This is a genomic window from Streptomyces sp. NPDC002926, assembly GCF_053591755.1.
Genome location: NZ_JBSFUK010000005.1, coordinates 197,887 through 215,384 on the forward strand (window position 1 = coordinate 197,887; position 17,498 = coordinate 215,384).

Annotated in this window: 20 protein-coding genes; 16 read left to right on the forward strand and 4 right to left on the reverse strand. The window is 68.1% G+C overall.

Annotated elements, in window-relative coordinates:
• The first annotated feature begins 142 nt into the window (after nt 1–142).
• From secY to truA, 10 genes are all read left to right on the forward strand, one after another.
• Nucleotides 143–1,462: a preprotein translocase subunit SecY gene (gene secY, locus ACWDZ6_RS12465; protein WP_351444878.1), complete on the forward strand. Its 1,320-nt coding sequence runs from the start codon at nt 143–145 to the stop codon at nt 1,460–1,462.
• The gene (locus ACWDZ6_RS12470; RefSeq protein ID WP_366729984.1) at nt 1,462–2,127 is read left to right on the forward strand and encodes an adenylate kinase; all 666 of its coding nucleotides are present in this window, start codon (nt 1,462–1,464) and stop codon (nt 2,125–2,127) included. The genes secY and ACWDZ6_RS12470 overlap by 1 nt, the downstream gene beginning before the upstream one ends.
• A gap of 100 nt (nt 2,128–2,227) precedes the next feature.
• Nucleotides 2,228–3,070 (forward strand): type I methionyl aminopeptidase, encoded by an 843-nt coding sequence (gene map / locus ACWDZ6_RS12475; protein ID WP_326651953.1) that lies wholly within the window; start codon nt 2,228–2,230, stop codon nt 3,068–3,070.
• A 140-nt stretch (nt 3,071–3,210) separates the two neighbouring features.
• Complete coding sequence (gene infA / locus ACWDZ6_RS12480) at nt 3,211–3,432, forward strand: translation initiation factor IF-1 (protein ID WP_003956442.1); 222 nt, start codon at nt 3,211–3,213, stop codon at nt 3,430–3,432.
• Between the two features lie 57 nt (nt 3,433–3,489).
• Nucleotides 3,490–3,603, forward strand: a complete 114-nt coding sequence (gene rpmJ / locus ACWDZ6_RS12485) for a 50S ribosomal protein L36 (protein ID WP_003956441.1) — start codon at nt 3,490–3,492, stop codon at nt 3,601–3,603.
• Between the two features lie 190 nt (nt 3,604–3,793).
• Entirely contained in the window at nt 3,794–4,174 is a 381-nt protein-coding gene (gene rpsM / locus ACWDZ6_RS12490) for a 30S ribosomal protein S13 (protein WP_326651954.1), read from the forward strand.
• A 65-nt stretch (nt 4,175–4,239) separates the two neighbouring features.
• Nucleotides 4,240–4,644 carry a 30S ribosomal protein S11 gene (gene rpsK / locus ACWDZ6_RS12495; RefSeq protein WP_006376016.1) on the forward strand — a complete coding sequence of 135 codons (405 nt, stop codon included), beginning with the start codon at nt 4,240–4,242 and terminating at the stop codon, nt 4,642–4,644.
• 131 nt (nt 4,645–4,775) lie between these two features.
• Nucleotides 4,776–5,798 carry a DNA-directed RNA polymerase subunit alpha gene (locus ACWDZ6_RS12500; protein ID WP_003956430.1) on the forward strand — a complete coding sequence of 341 codons (1,023 nt, stop codon included), beginning with the start codon at nt 4,776–4,778 and terminating at the stop codon, nt 5,796–5,798.
• A 190-nt stretch (nt 5,799–5,988) separates the two neighbouring features.
• Nucleotides 5,989–6,471, forward strand: coding sequence for a 50S ribosomal protein L17 (gene rplQ / locus ACWDZ6_RS12505; protein WP_326651955.1), 483 nt, complete (start codon nt 5,989–5,991; stop codon nt 6,469–6,471).
• A 74-nt stretch (nt 6,472–6,545) separates the two neighbouring features.
• Nucleotides 6,546–7,418: a tRNA pseudouridine(38-40) synthase TruA gene (gene truA / locus ACWDZ6_RS12510; protein ID WP_451502811.1), complete on the forward strand. Its 873-nt coding sequence runs from the start codon at nt 6,546–6,548 to the stop codon at nt 7,416–7,418.
• On the opposite strand, the gene ACWDZ6_RS12515 is transcribed toward truA, so the two are convergent.
• On the reverse strand, nt 7,386–8,384 hold the full coding sequence (locus tag ACWDZ6_RS12515) for a hypothetical protein (protein WP_451502812.1): 999 nt from the start codon (nt 8,382–8,384) through the stop codon (nt 7,386–7,388). The genes truA and ACWDZ6_RS12515 overlap by 33 nt on opposite strands.
• A gap of 55 nt (nt 8,385–8,439) precedes the next feature.
• Here ACWDZ6_RS12515 and ACWDZ6_RS12520 point away from each other — a divergent pair, with 55 nt between their 5' ends.
• From ACWDZ6_RS12520 to glmM, 4 genes are all read left to right on the forward strand, one after another.
• Nucleotides 8,440–10,062 carry an ABC-F family ATP-binding cassette domain-containing protein gene (locus tag ACWDZ6_RS12520; RefSeq protein WP_451502813.1) on the forward strand — a complete coding sequence of 541 codons (1,623 nt, stop codon included), beginning with the start codon at nt 8,440–8,442 and terminating at the stop codon, nt 10,060–10,062.
• Between the two features lie 332 nt (nt 10,063–10,394).
• Nucleotides 10,395–10,838: a 50S ribosomal protein L13 gene (gene rplM, locus ACWDZ6_RS12525; RefSeq protein ID WP_108151540.1), complete on the forward strand. Its 444-nt coding sequence runs from the start codon at nt 10,395–10,397 to the stop codon at nt 10,836–10,838.
• A 42-nt stretch (nt 10,839–10,880) separates the two neighbouring features.
• Nucleotides 10,881–11,408, forward strand: a complete 528-nt coding sequence (gene rpsI, locus ACWDZ6_RS12530; protein ID WP_351444868.1) for a 30S ribosomal protein S9 — start codon at nt 10,881–10,883, stop codon at nt 11,406–11,408.
• Nucleotides 11,409–11,550: 142 nt separating this feature from the next.
• A complete protein-coding gene (gene glmM, locus ACWDZ6_RS12535; RefSeq protein ID WP_326651959.1) occupies nt 11,551–12,909 on the forward strand; it encodes a phosphoglucosamine mutase in 1,359 nt (452 codons plus the stop codon).
• A 122-nt stretch (nt 12,910–13,031) separates the two neighbouring features.
• On the opposite strand, the gene ACWDZ6_RS12540 is transcribed toward glmM, so the two are convergent.
• From ACWDZ6_RS12540 to ACWDZ6_RS12550, 3 genes are read right to left on the reverse strand one after another with little or no spacing between them, the layout of a single operon-like run.
• Nucleotides 13,032–13,979: a DUF389 domain-containing protein gene (locus tag ACWDZ6_RS12540; protein WP_451502814.1), complete on the reverse strand. Its 948-nt coding sequence runs from the start codon at nt 13,977–13,979 to the stop codon at nt 13,032–13,034.
• A 21-nt stretch (nt 13,980–14,000) separates the two neighbouring features.
• Nucleotides 14,001–14,996: a type I pantothenate kinase gene (gene coaA / locus ACWDZ6_RS12545; protein ID WP_451502815.1), complete on the reverse strand. Its 996-nt coding sequence runs from the start codon at nt 14,994–14,996 to the stop codon at nt 14,001–14,003.
• Nucleotides 14,997–15,013: 17 nt separating this feature from the next.
• Nucleotides 15,014–15,283, reverse strand: coding sequence for a hypothetical protein (locus ACWDZ6_RS12550; protein ID WP_451502816.1), 270 nt, complete (start codon nt 15,281–15,283; stop codon nt 15,014–15,016).
• Here ACWDZ6_RS12550 and glmS point away from each other — a divergent pair.
• Nucleotides 15,282–17,129, forward strand: a complete 1,848-nt coding sequence (gene glmS / locus ACWDZ6_RS12555) for a glutamine--fructose-6-phosphate transaminase (isomerizing) (protein ID WP_451502817.1) — start codon at nt 15,282–15,284, stop codon at nt 17,127–17,129. The genes ACWDZ6_RS12550 and glmS overlap by 2 nt on opposite strands.
• Nucleotides 17,126–17,494: a holo-ACP synthase gene (locus tag ACWDZ6_RS12560; RefSeq protein ID WP_326651965.1), complete on the forward strand. Its 369-nt coding sequence runs from the start codon at nt 17,126–17,128 to the stop codon at nt 17,492–17,494. The genes glmS and ACWDZ6_RS12560 overlap by 4 nt, the downstream gene beginning before the upstream one ends.
• Nucleotides 17,495–17,498 lie beyond the last annotated feature (4 nt).

Here is a 17,498-nt window from a genome sequence, read left to right on the forward strand (position 1 = left end):
CTGTTGCTGTAAACAAAGGGGGTTCTGCCCCCGGGCCGCTCGGTCTGTCCGACCAGGACCGTGCGGATTTGCCTGATTCGTATCCGTCGATCCTCAATACCGTCACCTCTGACGCAGTAGCGCGGGGGTCGCAGGAGGCACCGTGCTCACCGCGTTCGCCCGGGCGTTCAAGACGCCCGACCTGCGCAAGAAGCTGCTCTTCACACTCGCCATCATCGTGCTGTACCGGCTGGGGTCACATATCCCGGTCCCGGGGGTGAATTACCAGAACGTACAGATCTGTGTGGATGCGGCCCAGAAGGGCAACAACAGCCTGTTCGGCCTGGTGAACATGTTCAGTGGTGGCGCGCTGCTGCAGATCACCATCTTCGCGCTCGGCATCATGCCCTACATCACGGCGAGCATCATTCTGCAGCTGCTGACCGTGGTCATCCCGCGGCTGGAGGCCCTCAAGAAGGAGGGTTCGGCCGGCACGGCGAAGATCACGCAGTACACGCGTTACCTCACGGTGGCGCTCGCCGTACTGCAGGGCACCGGCCTGGTGGCCACCGCCCGCAGCGGTGCGCTCTTCAGCGGCTGCCAGGTGGCCGACCAGATCGTTCCCAACCGCTCGATCTTCACCACCATCGTCATGGTGGTGACCATGACCGCGGGCACCGCGGCCGTCATGTGGCTCGGTGAGCTCATCACCGACCGCGGCATCGGCAACGGCATGTCCATCCTGATGTTCATCTCGATCGCCGCCGGCTTCCCGGGCGCCCTGTGGGCCATCAAGCAGACCGGCAAGCTCGCCAAGGGCTGGATCGAGTTCGGCACGGTCATCCTGATCGGCTTCGTGATGGTCGCCCTGGTGGTCTTCGTCGAGCAGGCTCAGCGCCGTATCCCGGTGCAGTACGCGAAGCGCATGATCGGGCGGCGGTCGTACGGCGGTACGTCCACATACATCCCGCTCAAGGTCAACCAGGCGGGTGTGATTCCCGTCATCTTCGCGTCGTCGCTGCTCTACATCCCGGCGCTGGTCGCCCAGTTCTCCAACTCCCAGGCGGGCTGGAAGACCTGGATCCAGACGCACTTCGTCAAGGGTGACCACCCGTATTACATCGTCACGTACTTCCTCCTGATCGTGTTCTTCGCCTTCTTCTATGTGGCGATTTCGTTCAACCCCGAGGAAGTCGCCGACAACATGAAGAAGTATGGTGGCTTCATCCCGGGCATCCGGGCTGGCCGCCCTACTGCCGAGTATCTGAGCTACGTGCTCAACCGGATCACTTGGCCGGGCTCGCTGTACCTGGGTCTGATTGCTCTTGTCCCGACGATGGCGTTGGCAGGCTTCGGAGGCGCGAACCAGAACTTCCCGTTCGGCGGGACGAGCATCCTCATCATCGTGGGTGTGGGTCTGGAGACCGTGAAGCAGATCGAGAGCCAGCTCCAGCAGCGTAATTACGAAGGGTTCCTCCGCTGATGCGAATCGTCCTCGTCGGACCGCCCGGTGCCGGCAAGGGAACGCAGGCTGCGTTCCTTGCCAAGAACCTGTCGATCCCGCACATCTCCACGGGCGACCTCTTCCGCGCCAACATCAGTCAGGGCACGGAGCTCGGCAAGCAGGCCAAGGCGTACATGGACGCCGGCAAGCTGGTACCCGACGAGGTCACCGTCGGGATGGCGAAGGACCGCCTGCAGCAGCCGGACGCCGAGAACGGCTTCCTGCTCGACGGCTTCCCGCGCAATGTCGGGCAGGCCGAGGCGCTCGACGACTACCTCAAGGGCGCGGCCCTGAAGCTGGACGCCGTGCTCGACCTGGAGGTCCCCGAGGACGAGGTCGTGAAGCGGATCGCGGGCCGTCGTGTCTGCCGTAACAACAGCGCGCACGTCTACCACGTGTCGTACTCCCCGCCGAAGGCCGAGGGCGTCTGCGACGAGTGCGGCGGCGAGCTGTACCAGCGCGACGACGACTCCGAGGAGACCGTGCGCACGCGGCTCGAGGTCTACCACACGCAGACCGAGCCGATCATCGACTACTACAGGGCCCAGGACCTGGTGGTCACCATCTCCGCGCTCGGCAAGGTCACCGACGTGACGGCCCGGGCGATGGAAGCACTTCAGGTGGACCGGGCCGCGCAGGCCTGAGCAGATCCGCCACCAGTACGGCCGCGGTGTCCTACGGGCGCCGCGGCCGTATTGTTGAATAGCCTCTTTGCCAAGTCGACCCAGAAAGGCGCCTGCCGCAATGGTGCAGATCAAGACCCCCGAGCAGATCGCGAAGATGCGTGAGGCGGGGCTGGTCGTCGCGGCCATCCACGCGGCCACCCGTGAGGCAGCGGTGCCGGGCGCCACCACCAGGGATCTGGACGAGGTCGCCCGCAAGGTGATCGCCGACCACGGTGCGAAGTCCAACTTTCTGGGGTACGGCGGGTTCCCCGCGACGATCTGCACCTCGGTCAACGAGGTTGTCGTCCACGGCATCCCGGACGAGAAGACCGTCCTCAAGGACGGCGACATCATCTCCATCGACGCCGGCGCGGTCATCGACGGCTGGCACGGTGACGCCGCGTACACCGCCTTCGTCGGCACCGGCCACGCACCGGAGCTGATCGAGCTCTCCCGGGTCACCGAGGAGTCGATGTGGGCCGGCATCGCCGCGATGAAGAACGGCAACCGGCTGATCGACGTCTCCCGCGCCATCGAGACGTACATCCGCCGTCAGCCGCGTCCCGCGACCGGCAAGTACGGGATCATCGAGGAGTACGGCGGCCACGGCATCGGCACCGAGATGCACATGGACCCCCATCTGCTCAACTACGTCTCGAAGAAGCGCGGCCGCGGCCCGAAGCTGGTCCCCGGTCTCTGCCTGGCGATCGAGCCGATGGTCTCGCTCGGCACCCCGCACACCGAGGTCCTGCAGGACGAGTGGACCGTCATCACCACGGACGGCACCTGGTCCTCGCACTGGGAGCACTCGATCGCGCTGACCGAGGAGGGCCCGCTGGTGCTGACGGCGCCGGACTGCGGCCGGGCCAAGCTGGCGGAGCTGGGCATCACGGCCGCGCCCGACCCCCTCGCCTCCGCTTAAGGATCTCCGCGGGTGGGCAGACTTGCCGGATTCGTCTTTTCGAGTGCCCTGTCGTAGACTGATGCGTCGGCTCTTGTGTATCCGTGTGTCTGCATACGGTAGCGCGAGTCGATCAAGGTAGCCGATTCGAAAGGCGAAGCGTGGCCAAGAAGCAAGGTGCCATCGAAATTGAGGGCACCGTGATCGAGTCCCTCCCGAACGCCATGTTCAAGGTGGAACTCCAGAACGGTCACAAGGTCCTCGCGCATATCTCCGGCAAGATGCGGATGCACTACATCCGTATCCTTCCGGACGACCGGGTCGTTGTGGAGCTGTCTCCGTACGACCTGACGCGTGGCCGGATCGTCTACCGGTACAAGTAGATCTTGCTGTCACCCCATTACGTGGGGTGCCGGCACTGACCCGGAGAACCTCACCCCATGAAGGTCAAGCCGAGCGTCAAGAAGATCTGCGACAAGTGCAAGGTGATCCGCCGTCACGGCCGGGTCATGGTCATCTGCGACAACCTGCGCCACAAGCAGCGCCAGGGCTGACGCACGACCACCTGCACTCGCAGTTCTTCGCGCGACGCACGTAAAAAGTACATACGCAGAGCCCGCCTGGCCCTAGGGCTGGCGATACCTCCGGCGGAGGCCGGGGACCTGGTCCGTACCACCCACCTCTTCGGGTCGGCGGCCACGGAACGGCTCTGCGGAAGACCTCCGAAATCAACAGGAGCCATGAATGGCACGCCTTTCCGGCGTTGACCTCCCGCGCGAAAAGCGCGTTGAGATCGCCCTCACCTACGTCTTCGGTATCGGGCGCACCCGGTCCAAGGAAGCGCTCGCCGCCACCGGTGTCGACCCCAACACCCGCGTTCGTGACCTGGCCGAGGAAGACCTGGTCAAGCTGCGCGAGTACGTGGACGCCAACCTCAAGACCGAGGGTGACCTCCGTCGCGAGGTCCAGGCGGACATTCGCCGCAAGGTCGAGATCGGCTGCTACCAGGGTCTGCGGCACCGCCGTGGCCTGCCGGTCCACGGTCAGCGCACGAGCACGAACGCACGTACCCGCAAGGGCCCGCGTCGCGCGATCGCCGGCAAGAAGAAGCCGGGCAAGAAGTAGTCCTCAGCCGGACGCTCATCAGCGGTCTTCGCTGTAGGACCGACCACCTCCCGTAGGAGTAATAGATGCCCCCCAAGGGTCGTCAGGGCGCTGCCAAGAAGGTGCGCCGCAAGGAAAAGAAGAACGTCGCTCATGGGCACGCCCACATCAAGAGCACGTTCAACAACACCATCGTTTCGATCACCGACCCCGCGGGCAACGTGATCTCCTGGGCCTCCGCCGGCCACGTCGGCTTCAAGGGCTCGCGCAAGTCCACCCCCTTCGCCGCGCAGATGGCCGCCGAGTCGGCCGCCCGCCGCGCGCAGGAGCACGGCATGCGCAAGGTCGACGTCTTCGTCAAGGGTCCCGGCTCCGGCCGTGAGACCGCGATCCGCTCCCTCCAGGCCACGGGCCTCGAGGTCGGTTCGATCCAGGACGTCACCCCCACCCCGCACAACGGCTGCCGCCCTCCGAAGCGTCGCCGCGTCTGACCCTGTCCCTGCCCCCTTCACGGGGGGAATAGGGATGGTTTGCGGGCGGTACGGCGCTTAGGTGCCGTACCGCCCGTACCCTTGTTTCTGTTGGCATCAAATAGTGGGTGCCAAGACTGGAGGCATTTCTCATGCTTATCGCTCAGCGTCCCTCGCTGACCGAAGAGGTCGTCGACGAGTACCGCTCGCGGTTCGTCATCGAGCCGCTGGAGCCGGGTTTCGGCTACACGCTCGGCAACTCCCTTCGCCGTACGCTCCTCTCCTCGATCCCCGGCGCTGCTGTCACCAGCATCCGGATCGACGGTGTCCTGCACGAGTTCACCACCGTGCCGGGCGTCAAGGAGGACGTCACCGACCTCATCCTGAACATCAAGCAGCTGGTCGTCTCCTCGGAGCACGACGAGCCGGTCGTGATGTACCTGCGCAAGCAGGGTCCCGGCCTGGTCACCGCTGCTGACATCGCCCCGCCGGCCGGTGTCGAGGTGCACAACCCCGACCTGGTGCTCGCCACGCTGAACGGCAAGGGCAAGCTGGAGATGGAGCTGACCGTCGAGCGCGGTCGCGGCTATGTCTCCGCCGTGCAGAACAAGCAGGTGGGCCAGGAGATCGGCCGTATCCCGGTCGACTCCATCTACTCGCCGGTGCTCAAGGTCACGTACAAGGTCGAGGCGACCCGTGTCGAGCAGCGCACCGACTTCGACAAGCTGATCGTCGACGTCGAGACCAAGCAGGCCATGCGTCCGCGTGACGCCATGGCTTCGGCCGGTAAGACCCTGGTCGAGCTGTTCGGTCTGGCGCGCGAGCTCAACATCGACGCCGAGGGCATCGACATGGGTCCGTCCCCGACGGACGCCGCGCTCGCCGCCGATCTTGCGCTGCCGATCGAGGAGCTCGAGCTCACCGTTCGCTCGTACAACTGCCTCAAGCGCGAGGGCATCCACTCCGTGGGTGAGCTCGTGGCGCGTTCCGAGGCGGACCTGCTCGACATCCGCAACTTCGGTGCGAAGTCGATCGACGAGGTCAAGGCGAAGCTGGCCGGCATGGGCCTGGCGCTCAAGGACAGCCCGCCCGGATTCGACCCGACCGCCGCCGCCGACGCCTTCGGCGCCGACGACGACGCGGACGCGGGCTTCGTGGAGACCGAGCAGTACTGATCATCCTCCGGCGGGGGTGCCCGGGATTTGCTTCCGGGTGCCCCGTGCCGGGGCCGGGGACTTGTCCTCGAACGCCGGACGGGCCGGAAGGCGCCGTTCGCGTGTGATTACGACTTCCGCTGGGCGGCCGCCTCGCGGGAACTGACACCGGTACCTGATACGGCCGGTGCAGCACACAAGGAGAAACACCATGCCGAAGCCCGCCAAGGGTGCCCGTCTGGGCGGCAGCGCCGCGCACGAGAAGCTGCTTCTTGCGAACCTCGCGAAGTCGCTCTTCGAGCACGGCCGCATCACCACGACCGAGGCCAAGGCCCGCCGCCTTCGTCCGGTCGCCGAGCGCCTGATCACCAAGGCGAAGAAGGGCGACATCCACAACCGTCGCCTGGTCCTGCAGACGATCACGGACAAGAGCATCGTGCACACGCTCTTCACCGAGATCGCTCCGCGGTACGCCGAGCGCCCGGGTGGCTACACCCGTATCACCAAGATCGGTGGCCGTCGTGGCGACAACGCCCCGATGGCCGTGATCGAGCTGGTCGAGGGTGAGATCGCGAAGAAGGCGACCGTTGCCGAGGCCGAGGCCGCTGCCAAGCGCGCGGTCAAGGAAGACGCCCTCAAGAAGGACGAGGTCGTCGAGGACGCCGCTCCGGCGGACGAGTCCAAGGACGCCTGAGCGTTCTGAGGCTGTCGGACGGGCCCGTATCCCTTCGGGGGTGCGGGCCCGTTCCGCATTGAGAGGATCAGCGCGTGAGCGATGAGGTGAAGCCCGGATACGTACGGGTCAGGCTGGATCTGTCGTACGACGGCAAGGACTTCTCCGGATGGGCCAAGCAGCCCAGTGGCCTGCGGACGGTCCAGGGGGAGATCGAGGACGCGCTGCGTACCGTGACGCGGTCCGCCACGACGTACGAACTGACCGTCGCGGGCCGCACGGACGCGGGCGTGCACGCGCGCGGGCAGGTCGCGCATGTCGATCTGCCGCTGGACGTGTGGGACGAGCACCGGGAGAAGCTGCTGAAGCGGCTGGCCGGGCGGCTCTCGCGCGATGTACGGGTCTGGAGTGTGGCCGAGGCGCCTGCCGGGTTCAACGCGCGCTTCTCGGCGATCTGGCGGCGGTACGCGTACCGGGTGACCGACAACCCCGGTGGCGTGGACCCGCTGCTGCGCGGCCATGTGCTGTGGCACGACTGGCCGTTGGACGTGACGGCCATGAACGCCGCGGCGGCCGGGCTGGTCGGGGAGCACGACTTCGCGGCGTACTGCAAGAAGCGCGAGGGCGCCACGACGATTCGTACGCTGCAGACGCTGCGCTGGGAGCGGGACGAGGCCGGGATCATCACCGCGACCGTGCGGGCGGACGCCTTCTGTCACAACATGGTGCGTTCGCTGGTCGGTGCGCTGCTGTTCGTGGGCGACGGGCACCGGCCGGTGGAGTGGCCCGCGAAGGTACTGGCCGCGGGCATACGGGACTCGGCCGTCCATGTCGTACGGCCGCACGGCCTCACGCTCGAGGAAGTCGGCTACCCCGCCGACGAGTTGCTGGCCGCCCGGAACCGGGAGGCCCGCAACAAGCGGACCTTGCCCGGTTCACTGTCCGGCGGGAGCGGTGGCTGCTGCTGAGGCCTGGGCCTCACCGCGGCGGACGATCTGACGGAAGGTGAACTCCGCCAGGTCGTCACCGATCTGGAAGGCCTTGGAGTCGCCCTTGGTGACGGACTTGGCCTTGGTGTAGCCGGTGATGGTGAAGTAGGCGTACCGGCCGTAGGAGTTGTACGTGGACCGGCAGACCGGGCCGCCCTTGCAGAACGCGGGGACACCGGAGCCGGGCAGTGGCGCCACGCTGCCCCTGGCCTGCTGCACGGCCTTCTTGGCCTTCGCCTCGTTCTCGAAGGTGGCCACGCCGACGGTGACCGCGATGCCATTGGCGGTGTAGGTGGCGCGGAAGACCTGCTCGCAGCCGTTGTTCTCGAGGACCGGGCCGAGAGCGCCGCTGGTGACGGAGGCGCAGTTGCCGGTGCGGGCCGTGGCGCCCTTGGTGTAGGCGCGGTCGCCCATCGTCAGCTTCTTGCCCGGGAAGAGGGTGTCGGCGCTGAGCGGCGCGGTGTCCTTCTTCTTGTCGGAGATGAAGTCCTTCGGGTTCGGCGGGGGCAGGGGGGCCACCGAGGAGAAGGACGGCTCGGGCTGGGTGGTGTCGCTGGGCAGGTCGGGAGCCGCGGGCAGTTCGCTCGCGTTCTTGTCGGCGGACCCGGCCTTGTCCTCACTGTTGGAGGAGACGATCGCGGTCGCCACGATGCCGGCGATCGCGGCGGTCGCGAGCGCGCCACCGCCGACCAGCAGCCACCGCCTGCGGCGGGCGCGGGTGGCGGAGGCGTCGGCGAGTGCGGCCCAGTCCGGTGTGTCCGCCGCCGCGCCCGCCCGCAGGCCGAACGGGTCCGGTGGGGCCGGGACGGGGTTGTACGGGTCCTGGAACTGCCCCCCGTACGGGTCCTGGCGCTGCCCTCCGTACGGGTCCTGGCTCTGTCCCCCGTACGGGTCCTGGTTCTGTCCACCGGGGCTCCACTGAGGTCCCCCCTGCCCAAAGCTCATGCCGCGCATCCTAAACCTGTTGGGCGAGAGCGGTGACGGCGGCGAGAATCGGAGCATGGGACATCTTGAGGCCGCGCATCTGGAGTACTACCTACCGGACGGACGGGTGCTCCTCGGCGACGCCTCGTTCCGGGTGGGGGAGGGCGCGGTGGTGGCCCTGGTAGGTGCCAATGGCGCCGGGAAGACGACACTGCTGCGGCTGATGGCGGGGGAGCTGCAGCCGCACGGCGGGACGGTGTCGGTAAGCGGCGGACTCGGAGTGATGCGGCAGTTCGTCGGATCGGTGCGGGACGAGCGGACCGTACGGGATCTGCTGGTGTCGGTGGCCCAGCCGCGGATCAGGGAAGCGGCTTCCGAAGTGGACGCCGCGGAGCATCTGATCATGACGGTCGACGACGAGGCCGCGCAGATGAAGTACGCGCAGGCGCTGAGCGACTGGGCGGAGGCGCGGGGGTACGAGGCCGAGACCGTCTGGGACATGTGCACGATGGCGGCGCTGGGTGTCCCGTACGAGAAGGCGCAGTTCCGCGAGCTGAGGACGCTGAGCGGGGGCGAGCAGAAGCGGCTGGTGCTCGAGGCGCTGCTGCGGGGGCCGGACGAGGTGCTGCTGCTCGACGAACCGGACAACTATCTGGACGTGCCCGGCAAGCGGTGGCTGGAGGAGCGGCTGAAGGAGACCCGTAAGACGGTCCTCTTCGTCTCGCACGACCGGGAGCTGCTGTCGCGGGCGGCGGAGCGGATCGTGAGTGTGGAGCCGAGTCCGGCGGGGTCGGACGTGTGGGTGCACGGTGGCGGCTTCGGTACGTATCACGAGGCCCGCAAGGAGCGGTTCGCCCGCTTCGAGGAGCTCAAGCGGCGCTGGGACGAGGAGCATGCGCGGCTGAAGGCGCTGGTGCTGCGGTTGCGGAACCAGGCGGCGATCAGCCCCGACATGGCGTCGCGCTACCGGGCGATGCAGACCCGCTTCAAGAAGTTCGAGGACGCGGGACCGCCGCCGGAGCCGCCGCGCGAGCAGGAGATCCGGATGAGGCTGCGGGGCGGGCGGACCGGGGTGCGGGCCCTGACCTGTGCCGGGCTCGAGCTTTCCGGGCTGATGAAGCCGTTCGACCTGGAGGTCTTCTACGGGGAGCGGGTGGCCGTGCTCGGTTCGAACGGCTCGGGCAAGTCGCATTTCCTGCGGCTGCTGGCGGGAGACGGTTCGGTGGCGCACGCGGGGGCGTGGAAGCTGGGCGCGCGGGTGGTGCCCGGGCACTTCGCCCAGACGCACGCCCATCCCGAGCTGCTGGGGCGGACGCTGGTCGACATCCTGTGGACGGAGCATGCCAAGGACCGGGGCGGGGCGATGTCGGTCCTGCGGCGGTACGAGCTGGAGCGGCAGGGGGACCTGCCTTTCGAGAAGCTGTCGGGCGGGCAGCAGGCGCGGTTCCAGATCCTGCTGCTGGAGCTGGCCGGCACCACGGCGCTGCTGCTGGACGAGCCGACGGACAACCTGGACCTCGAGTCGGCCGAGGCGCTGCAGGAGGGGCTGGAGGCGTACGAGGGGACGGTGCTGGCGGTCACGCACGACAGGTGGTTCGCGAAATCTTTCGACCGGTATCTGGTGTTCGGCTCGGACGGGGTGGTGCGTGAGACGGCGGAGCCGGTGTGGGACGAGCGGCGGGTGGAGCGGGCGCGGTGACGTCGGGGGTGCGCCGGGGCCGGGGCTTGGTGCGGGCGCCCGGCGGACCGGGCGTACGGGTGCCCGGCACACCTGCCCACGCGTAATATGGGGTCCACGGGCCCCCGGCGGCATGGGGAATTTTGACCCGGGCGGGGGACCACGGGTATTCTTCTGGTTCGTTATGCGTATTGGCTTGTTCATTCTCACGTGAGAGGCCCTTACGCCGGTCCGCCGGGCCGATGACCAGCGGCAGGCACACGGGTTGCGTCCCCGAGGTGTCGCCATGGCTGTCGTGATCGTCCGGGTGGCCCTGTCAGGACCCACTCACTGAAGAAGCGAAGGCTACGACCGTGCGTACGTACAGCCCCAAGCCCGGCGATGTCACGCGCCAGTGGCACATCATCGACGCGCAGGACATTGTCCTGGGCCGTCTGGCGACTACGGCAGCGAACCTCCTCCGGGGCAAGCACAAGCCGATTTACGCCCCCCACATGGACATGGGCGACTTCGTCATCATCATCAACGCCGAGAAGGTTCACCTCTCCGGCAACAAGAAGACCCAGAAGATGGCGTACCGCCACTCCGGGTACCCGGGTGGTCTCCGCTCCGTCCGCTACGACGAGCTGCTTGCCAAGAGCCCGGAGAAGGCTGTGGAGAAGGCCATCAAGGGCATGATCCCCAAGAACACCCTGGGTCGTCAGATGCTCTCGAAGCTGAAGATCTACGCGGGCGACCAGCACCCGCACGCTGCTCAGCAGCCGGTCCCGTTCGAGATCACCCAGGTCGCGCAGTAGTTCCGGCCACCCCCTAAGAACGAAAGAAATCTGAGGAGAATCGTGGCCGAGACCACTGTTGAGACCGCCGTCGAGGGCACCGAGGGCGAAGAGACCTTCGCCGAGGTGACCACCTTCGAGTCGGAGACCCCCGTCGAGGGCGAGTACACCAGCGAGTCGCTGGCGTCCCGCTTCGGCGACCCCCAGCCGGCTGCCGGCCTGGGCCGTCGCAAGAACGCCATTGCCCGCGTCCGGATCGTTCCGGGCACCGGCAAGTGGAAGATCAACGGTCGCACCCTTGAGGACTACTTCCCCAACAAGGTGCACCAGCAGGAAGTCAACGAGCCCTTCAAGGTGCTCGAGCTCGACAACCGCTACGACGTCATCGCCCGTATCTCGGGTGGCGGCGTCTCCGGCCAGGCCGGCGCCCTGCGCCTCGGTGTGGCCCGCGCCCTGAACGAGGCGGACGTGGACAACAACCGCGCCCCGCTGAAGAAGGCCGGCTTCCTGAGCCGCGACGACCGCGCGGTCGAGCGCAAGAAGGCCGGTCTCAAGAAGGCCCGTAAGGCCCCGCAGTACAGCAAGCGCTAAATCGCACGCTGGCCTGTACGGCTTTTCGTTCGCCCCGGCGGCACTCCGTGCTGCCGGGGCGTTCGTTTACGGACCAGCTCGGGCGTATAACGGGCTATGCGCTCAGAGGCTTGCATTTTCGGAGCATTTTCGGAGGACAGCTGTGGGACGACTCTTCGGCACGGACGGTGTGCGCGGTGTCGCCAACGCGGATCTGACGGCTGAGCTCGCGCTCGGCCTGTCGGTCGCTGCGGCGCATGTGCTTGCCGAGGCGGGCACATTCGCGGGCCATCGGCCGACGGCGGTGGTCGGGCGTGACCCCCGTGCTTCGGGTGAGTTCCTGGAGGCCGCCGTCGTGGCGGGTCTCGCGAGCGCGGGCGTGGACGTCCTGCGCGTCGGTGTGCTGCCGACCCCTGCCGTGGCGTACCTCACCGGTGCGCTGGGTGCCGACCTCGGTGTGATGCTCTCCGCGAGCCACAACGCCATGCCGGACAACGGCATCAAGTTCTTCGCCCGTGGCGGGCACAAGCTGGCCGATGAGCTCGAGGACCGTATCGAGACCGTGTACGAGCAGCACCGCACCGGCGAGCCGTGGAAGCGGCCGACCGGCGCCGGTGTCGGTCGCGTGACCGACTACGACGAGGGCTTCGACAAGTACGTCGCGCATCTGATCGCCGTACTGCCGAACCGGCTCGACGGGCTCAAGGTCGTCCTCGACGAGGCGCACGGCGCGGCCTCCCGGGTCTCGCCCGAGGCGTTCGCGCGGGCCGGGGCCGAGGTCATCACGATCGGCGCCGAGCCGGACGGGCTCAACATCAACGACGGGTGCGGATCCACGCACCTCGGGCTGCTGAAGGCGGCCGTCCTCGAGCACGGCGCGGCCCTCGGCATCGCGCACGACGGCGACGCGGACCGCTGCCTCGCCGTGGACGGCGCCGGCGAGGAGGTCGACGGCGACCAGATCCTCGCCGTGCTGGCGCTCGCCATGCGCGAGGCCGGAACGCTGCGCGGGGACACCGTCGTCGCCACCGTCATGTCCAACCTCGGCTTCAAGCTGGCGATGGAGCGCGAGGGTGTGCAGCTGGTGCAGACCGCGGTCGGCGACCGGTACGTCCTGGAGTCGATGAAGGCCGAGGGGTACGCGCTGGGCGGCGAGCAGTCCGGTCACGTGATCGTGCTCGACCACGCGACGACCGGCGACGGCACGCTCACCGGCCTGATGCTGGCGGCCCGCGTCGCCGCGACGGGCCGTTCGCTGGCGGAGCTGGCAGCGGTCATGCAGCGGCTGCCGCAGGTGCTCATCAATGTGCCGGACGTCGACAGGTCGCGGGTCAAGACGTCCGCGGAGCTGGCGACGGCCGTCGCCGAGGCGGAGCACGAGCTGGGTGCCACCGGCCGCGTACTGCTGCGTCCGTCGGGCACGGAGCCGCTGGTACGCGTCATGGTCGAGGCCGCCGACATCGAGCAGGCCCGCTCGGTGGCCGGGCGCCTCGCCGACGTCGTCAAGTCCGCGCTGGGCTGACCGGCGAGAGTCCGCGCTGGGCGAACTTGCGAGTTGTCGGCCCGGGAAGTCGCCGGCCCTGAGAAGTCGGAAGTCGTCGATATGCCGCTCGGTCCCCACGGGGCCGCGCGGCATATCGCGTTCTACAGCAGCGACTTCGCCGCCGCCCGCTGCCGCTGCTTGGCCCACAGATACTTCTGGAGCAGCAGCGTCAGCGTCCCCGCCAGCACAATGCCCAGCAGATTCAGCAGCAGCTGCTCCGTCGAGCCCCACGCCTGCTTGTACTGCTGGTAGCTGAACGCCACCGCCGCGTTCGCCGCCGCCGGGACCGTGGTGACCGAGATCGCCACGCCGACCAGCGCGCCCGATTTCGCCGACGTCAGCGACAGCATGCCCGCCGCGCCGGCCAGCACCGCGACGACGAACGAGAACCAGTCCGGGCGGTAGATGAAGTTCGTATTGGGGCGTTCCGCCTCCAGCTTGGCCGCCTCGAAGAGGTTCACCGAGTCCATGAAGAGGCTGAAGACCACCGTCACCAGGATCGCCACGGCGAAGCCCGCGATCAGTGCCAGGAAGGAGCGCCACGCCAGCCGCGGGGCGCGCTGGACCAGTGCCGTGCAGAAGCCGGCCAGCGGGCCGAACTCCGGCCCCACCGCCATGGCGCCCACGATCAGGATCGCGTTGTCCAGCACCACACCGCAGGCCGCGATCATCGTCGCTAGCGCCAGGAACGTGATGTACGTGAAGCTGAGCGTGGACTCCTCGTGGGTCGCGTCCACCAGGTGCTCCCAGAGCACCGCGTCCGCGCCCTCGCCCGGAGCCTCTTCCTCCGCCTTGTCCGCACGCCTGGACAGTGACAGGTCGATGTTCTCGACGGCGATCGAGCCGGACTCGTCGATGCCGAGCGCCCGCAGACCGCTGATCAGCTCGTCGCCCGCCTCCCTTGCCACATCGCACAGCACCAGGTCGCCCTGGGGATTGCGGGCGGCGCCGGGGACGACCGCGAGGTGTGTGGTGCCGACCGTCCGCTCGATGAGCCGGACGACTTCGTCGGTCCGGCCGGCGGGGGTGATCAGCCGCAGATGCAGCACGCGCTCGGCTCCTCGGAGTCCTCAGAGTTTGCGGAGGGACAGGCGCTGGACCTTGTGGTCGGGGCCCTTGCGCAGCACCAGGGTGGCGCGGCCGCGCGTCGGTGCCACATTTTCGAGCAGATTGGGCTTGTTGATGGTGCGCCACATCGTACGGGCGTAGTCCAGGGCCTCGTCCTCGGAGACCTGGGTGTACTTCCTGAAGTACGAGAAGGGGTTCTGGAACGCCGTCTCGCGCAGCTTGCGGAAGCGGTTGAGGTACCAGGTCTCGATGTCTTCGGGGCGCGCGTCGACGTACACGCTGAAGTCGAAGTAGTCGGCGAGGCCGACCCGGGTGCGGCCGTCCTGGCCGGGCAGGGCCGGCTGGAGGACATTGAGGCCCTCGACGATCAGGATGTCGGGGCGGCGGACCGTGAGGCGCTCGTCCGGCACGATGTCGTAGATCAGGTGGGAGTAGACCGGCGCGGTGACCTCCTCCTTGCCGGCCTTGATGTCGGCGACGAAGCGGGTCAGGGCCCGGCGGTCGTACGACTCGGGGAATCCTTTCCGCGACATCAGGCCGCGCCGTCTGAGCTCCTCCATGGGATAGAGGAAGCCGTCGGTGGTGACCAGCTCGACGCGTGGGTGCTCCGGCCAGCGGGCCAGCATCGCCTGGAGGACACGGGCGACGGTGGACTTGCCCACCGCGACGGAGCCCGCGACTCCTATGACGAAGGGTGTGCCGCGCTGCTCGCCGTGGCCGTTGCCGGCGTCACCGAGGAAGGTGTTGAGCGCGCCGCGCAGACCGGCCGTGGCCTGTACGTACAGATTGAGCAGGCGGGACAGCGGGAGGTAGACGTCCCGTACCTCGTCCAGGTCGATGACATCGCCGAGTCCGCGCAGCTTTTCGACCTCCTCCGCGGTGAGGGGGAGCGGGGTTCTGTCGCGCAGGGCGCTCCATTCCGCGCGGGTGAGGTCGACATAAGGCGTCGACGCCTGTTCGGCCCGGCGGTGGGCGCTTCGTGGCGGCGAAGAGATCACCTGAACATTGTCGTGGCTCAGGTGGATGAGTGGGGGGTGGAGTCGGTCACGTGGGATGCGAGACATCGCGGGGGAAACCAGTCATCGAGTGTCGGTGCCATGACATAGCCCGCGTACTCGGCCGATCCCGCCAGGGAGCTCCCCACCCTCACGGTGACGGCTTCCGCCAAAGGCACCCGGGGCACGGAGCTCACCGTCACCGGGAAGGTGGTGACGTCGAAGCGCTCCCGGCGAGCACGGCCCGCACGGTCCCGGAATCCGGGTGTGCCGCCGTAGGCTGCCGACATGTGCGGAATCGTGGGGTACGTCGGCGGACAGTCGGCGCTTGATGTGGTCATCGCGGGCCTCAAGCGGCTCGAGTACCGAGGCTACGACTCGGCCGGTGTCGCGGTGCTCGCCGACGGCGGTCTCGCCGTGGCGAAGAAGGCGGGCAAGCTCGTCAATCTGGAGAAGGAGCTGGTGGACCGGCCGCTGCCGAGCGGCTTCACCGGTGTCGGCCACACCCGGTGGGCCACGCACGGCGGGCCGACCGACGCCAATGCCCATCCTCATCTGGACAATGCCGGGCGCGTCGCCGTTGTGCACAACGGCATCATCGAGAACTTCGCCGCTCTGCGGGCCGAGTTGGAGACGCGCGGCCACGAGCTGAACTCGGAGACGGACACCGAGGTCGTGGCGCACCTGCTCGCCGAGTCGTTCTCGTCGTGCGGGGACCTGGCGGAGTCCATGCGTCAGGTGTCCCGGCAACTGGAGGGTGCCTTCACGCTGGTCGCGGTGCACGCGGACGAACCGGACGTGGTGGTGGGCGCCCGGCGCAACTCTCCGCTGGTGGTGGGTGTCGGGGAGGGTGAGTCCTTCCTCGCCTCCGATGTGGCCGCCTTCATCGCGCATACGCGGTCCGCCATCGAGCTGGGCCAGGACCAGGTGGTGGAGCTGCGCCGGGACGGTGTGACGGTGACGGACTTCGACGGGGCGCCCGCTCAGGTGCGGTCGTACCACGTGGACTGGGACGTCTCGGCGGCGGAGAAGGGGGGATACGACTACTTCATGCTCAAGGAGATCGCCGAGCAGCCGAAGGCGGTCGCCGACACCCTCCTCGGCCGGATCGACGCGGAAGGCTCGCTGAGTCTCGACGAGGTGCGGATCCCGGTTTCCGTGCTGCGGGAGGCCGACAAGGTCGTCATCGTCGCCTGCGGCACCGCCTTCCACGCCGCGATGATCGCCAAGTACGCCATCGAGCACTGGGCACGTATCCCCTGCGAGGTCGAGCTGGCGAGCGAGTTCCGCTACCGGGACCCGATCCTGGACCAGCGGACGCTGGTGATCGCGATCTCGCAGTCCGGCGAGACCATGGACACCCTGATGGCGCTGCGGCACGCGCGCGAGCAGGGCGCGAAGGTGCTGGCCATCTGCAATACGAACGGCTCGACGATCCCGCGGGAGTCGGACGCCGTGCTGTACACGCACGCGGGGCCCGAGGTCGCCGTCGCGTCCACCAAGGCGTTTCTGACGCAGCTGGTGGCCTGCTATCTGGTGGCGCTGTATCTGGGGCAGGTGCGCGGCACCAAGTGGGGTGACGAAATCCAGGCCGTCATCCGGGACTTGGCCCAGATCTCGGGCGAGGTCGAGCGGGTCCTTGAGACCATGGAGCCGGTGCGGGCGCTGGCGCGCTCGCTCGCGGACAAGAACACCGTGCTGTTCCTGGGGCGGCATGTGGGCTATCCGGTGGCGCTCGAGGGCGCGCTGAAACTCAAGGAGCTGGCGTACATGCACGCGGAGGGGTTCGCGGCGGGTGAACTCAAGCACGGGCCGATCGCGCTGATCGAGGAGGATCTGCCGGTGGTGGTCGTCGTGCCGTCGCCGCGCGGGCGCTCCGTGCTGCACGACAAGATCGTCTCGAACATCCAGGAGATCCGGGCGCGCGGAGCGCGGACGATCGTGATCGCGGAGGAGGGGGACGAGTCGGTCGAGCCGTACGCGGACCATCTCATCCGTATCCCGGCGACCCCGACGCTGCTGCAGCCGCTGGTCGCGACCGTGCCGCTGCAGGTATTCGCGTGCGAACTGGCCACGGCCCGCGGCAACGAGGTCGACCAGCCGAGGAACCTCGCCAAGTCGGTGACGGTGGAGTGATCATCGGGGTGGGGATCGACGTGGCCGAGATCGACCGCTTCGCCGCCTCGATGCGGCGTACGCCGGGGATGGCCGGACGAGTGTTCCTGGACCGGGAGTTGCTGCTGCCCAGCGGTGAACAGCGCGGCTATGCCTCCTTGGCGGCACGGTTCGCCGCCAAGGAGGCGGTCGCCAAGGCGCTCGGCGCGCCCGGCGGGCTGCACTGGACGGACGCCGAGGTGTACGTCGAGGACAGCGGGCAGCCCAGGCTGCGGGTGCGCGGGACGGTCGCGGCGCGGGCGGCGGAGCTCGGAGTGCGCTCGTGGCACGTCTCGCTGAGCCATGACGCGGGAGTGGCGTCGGCCGTGGTGATCGCGGAGGGTTGACCGT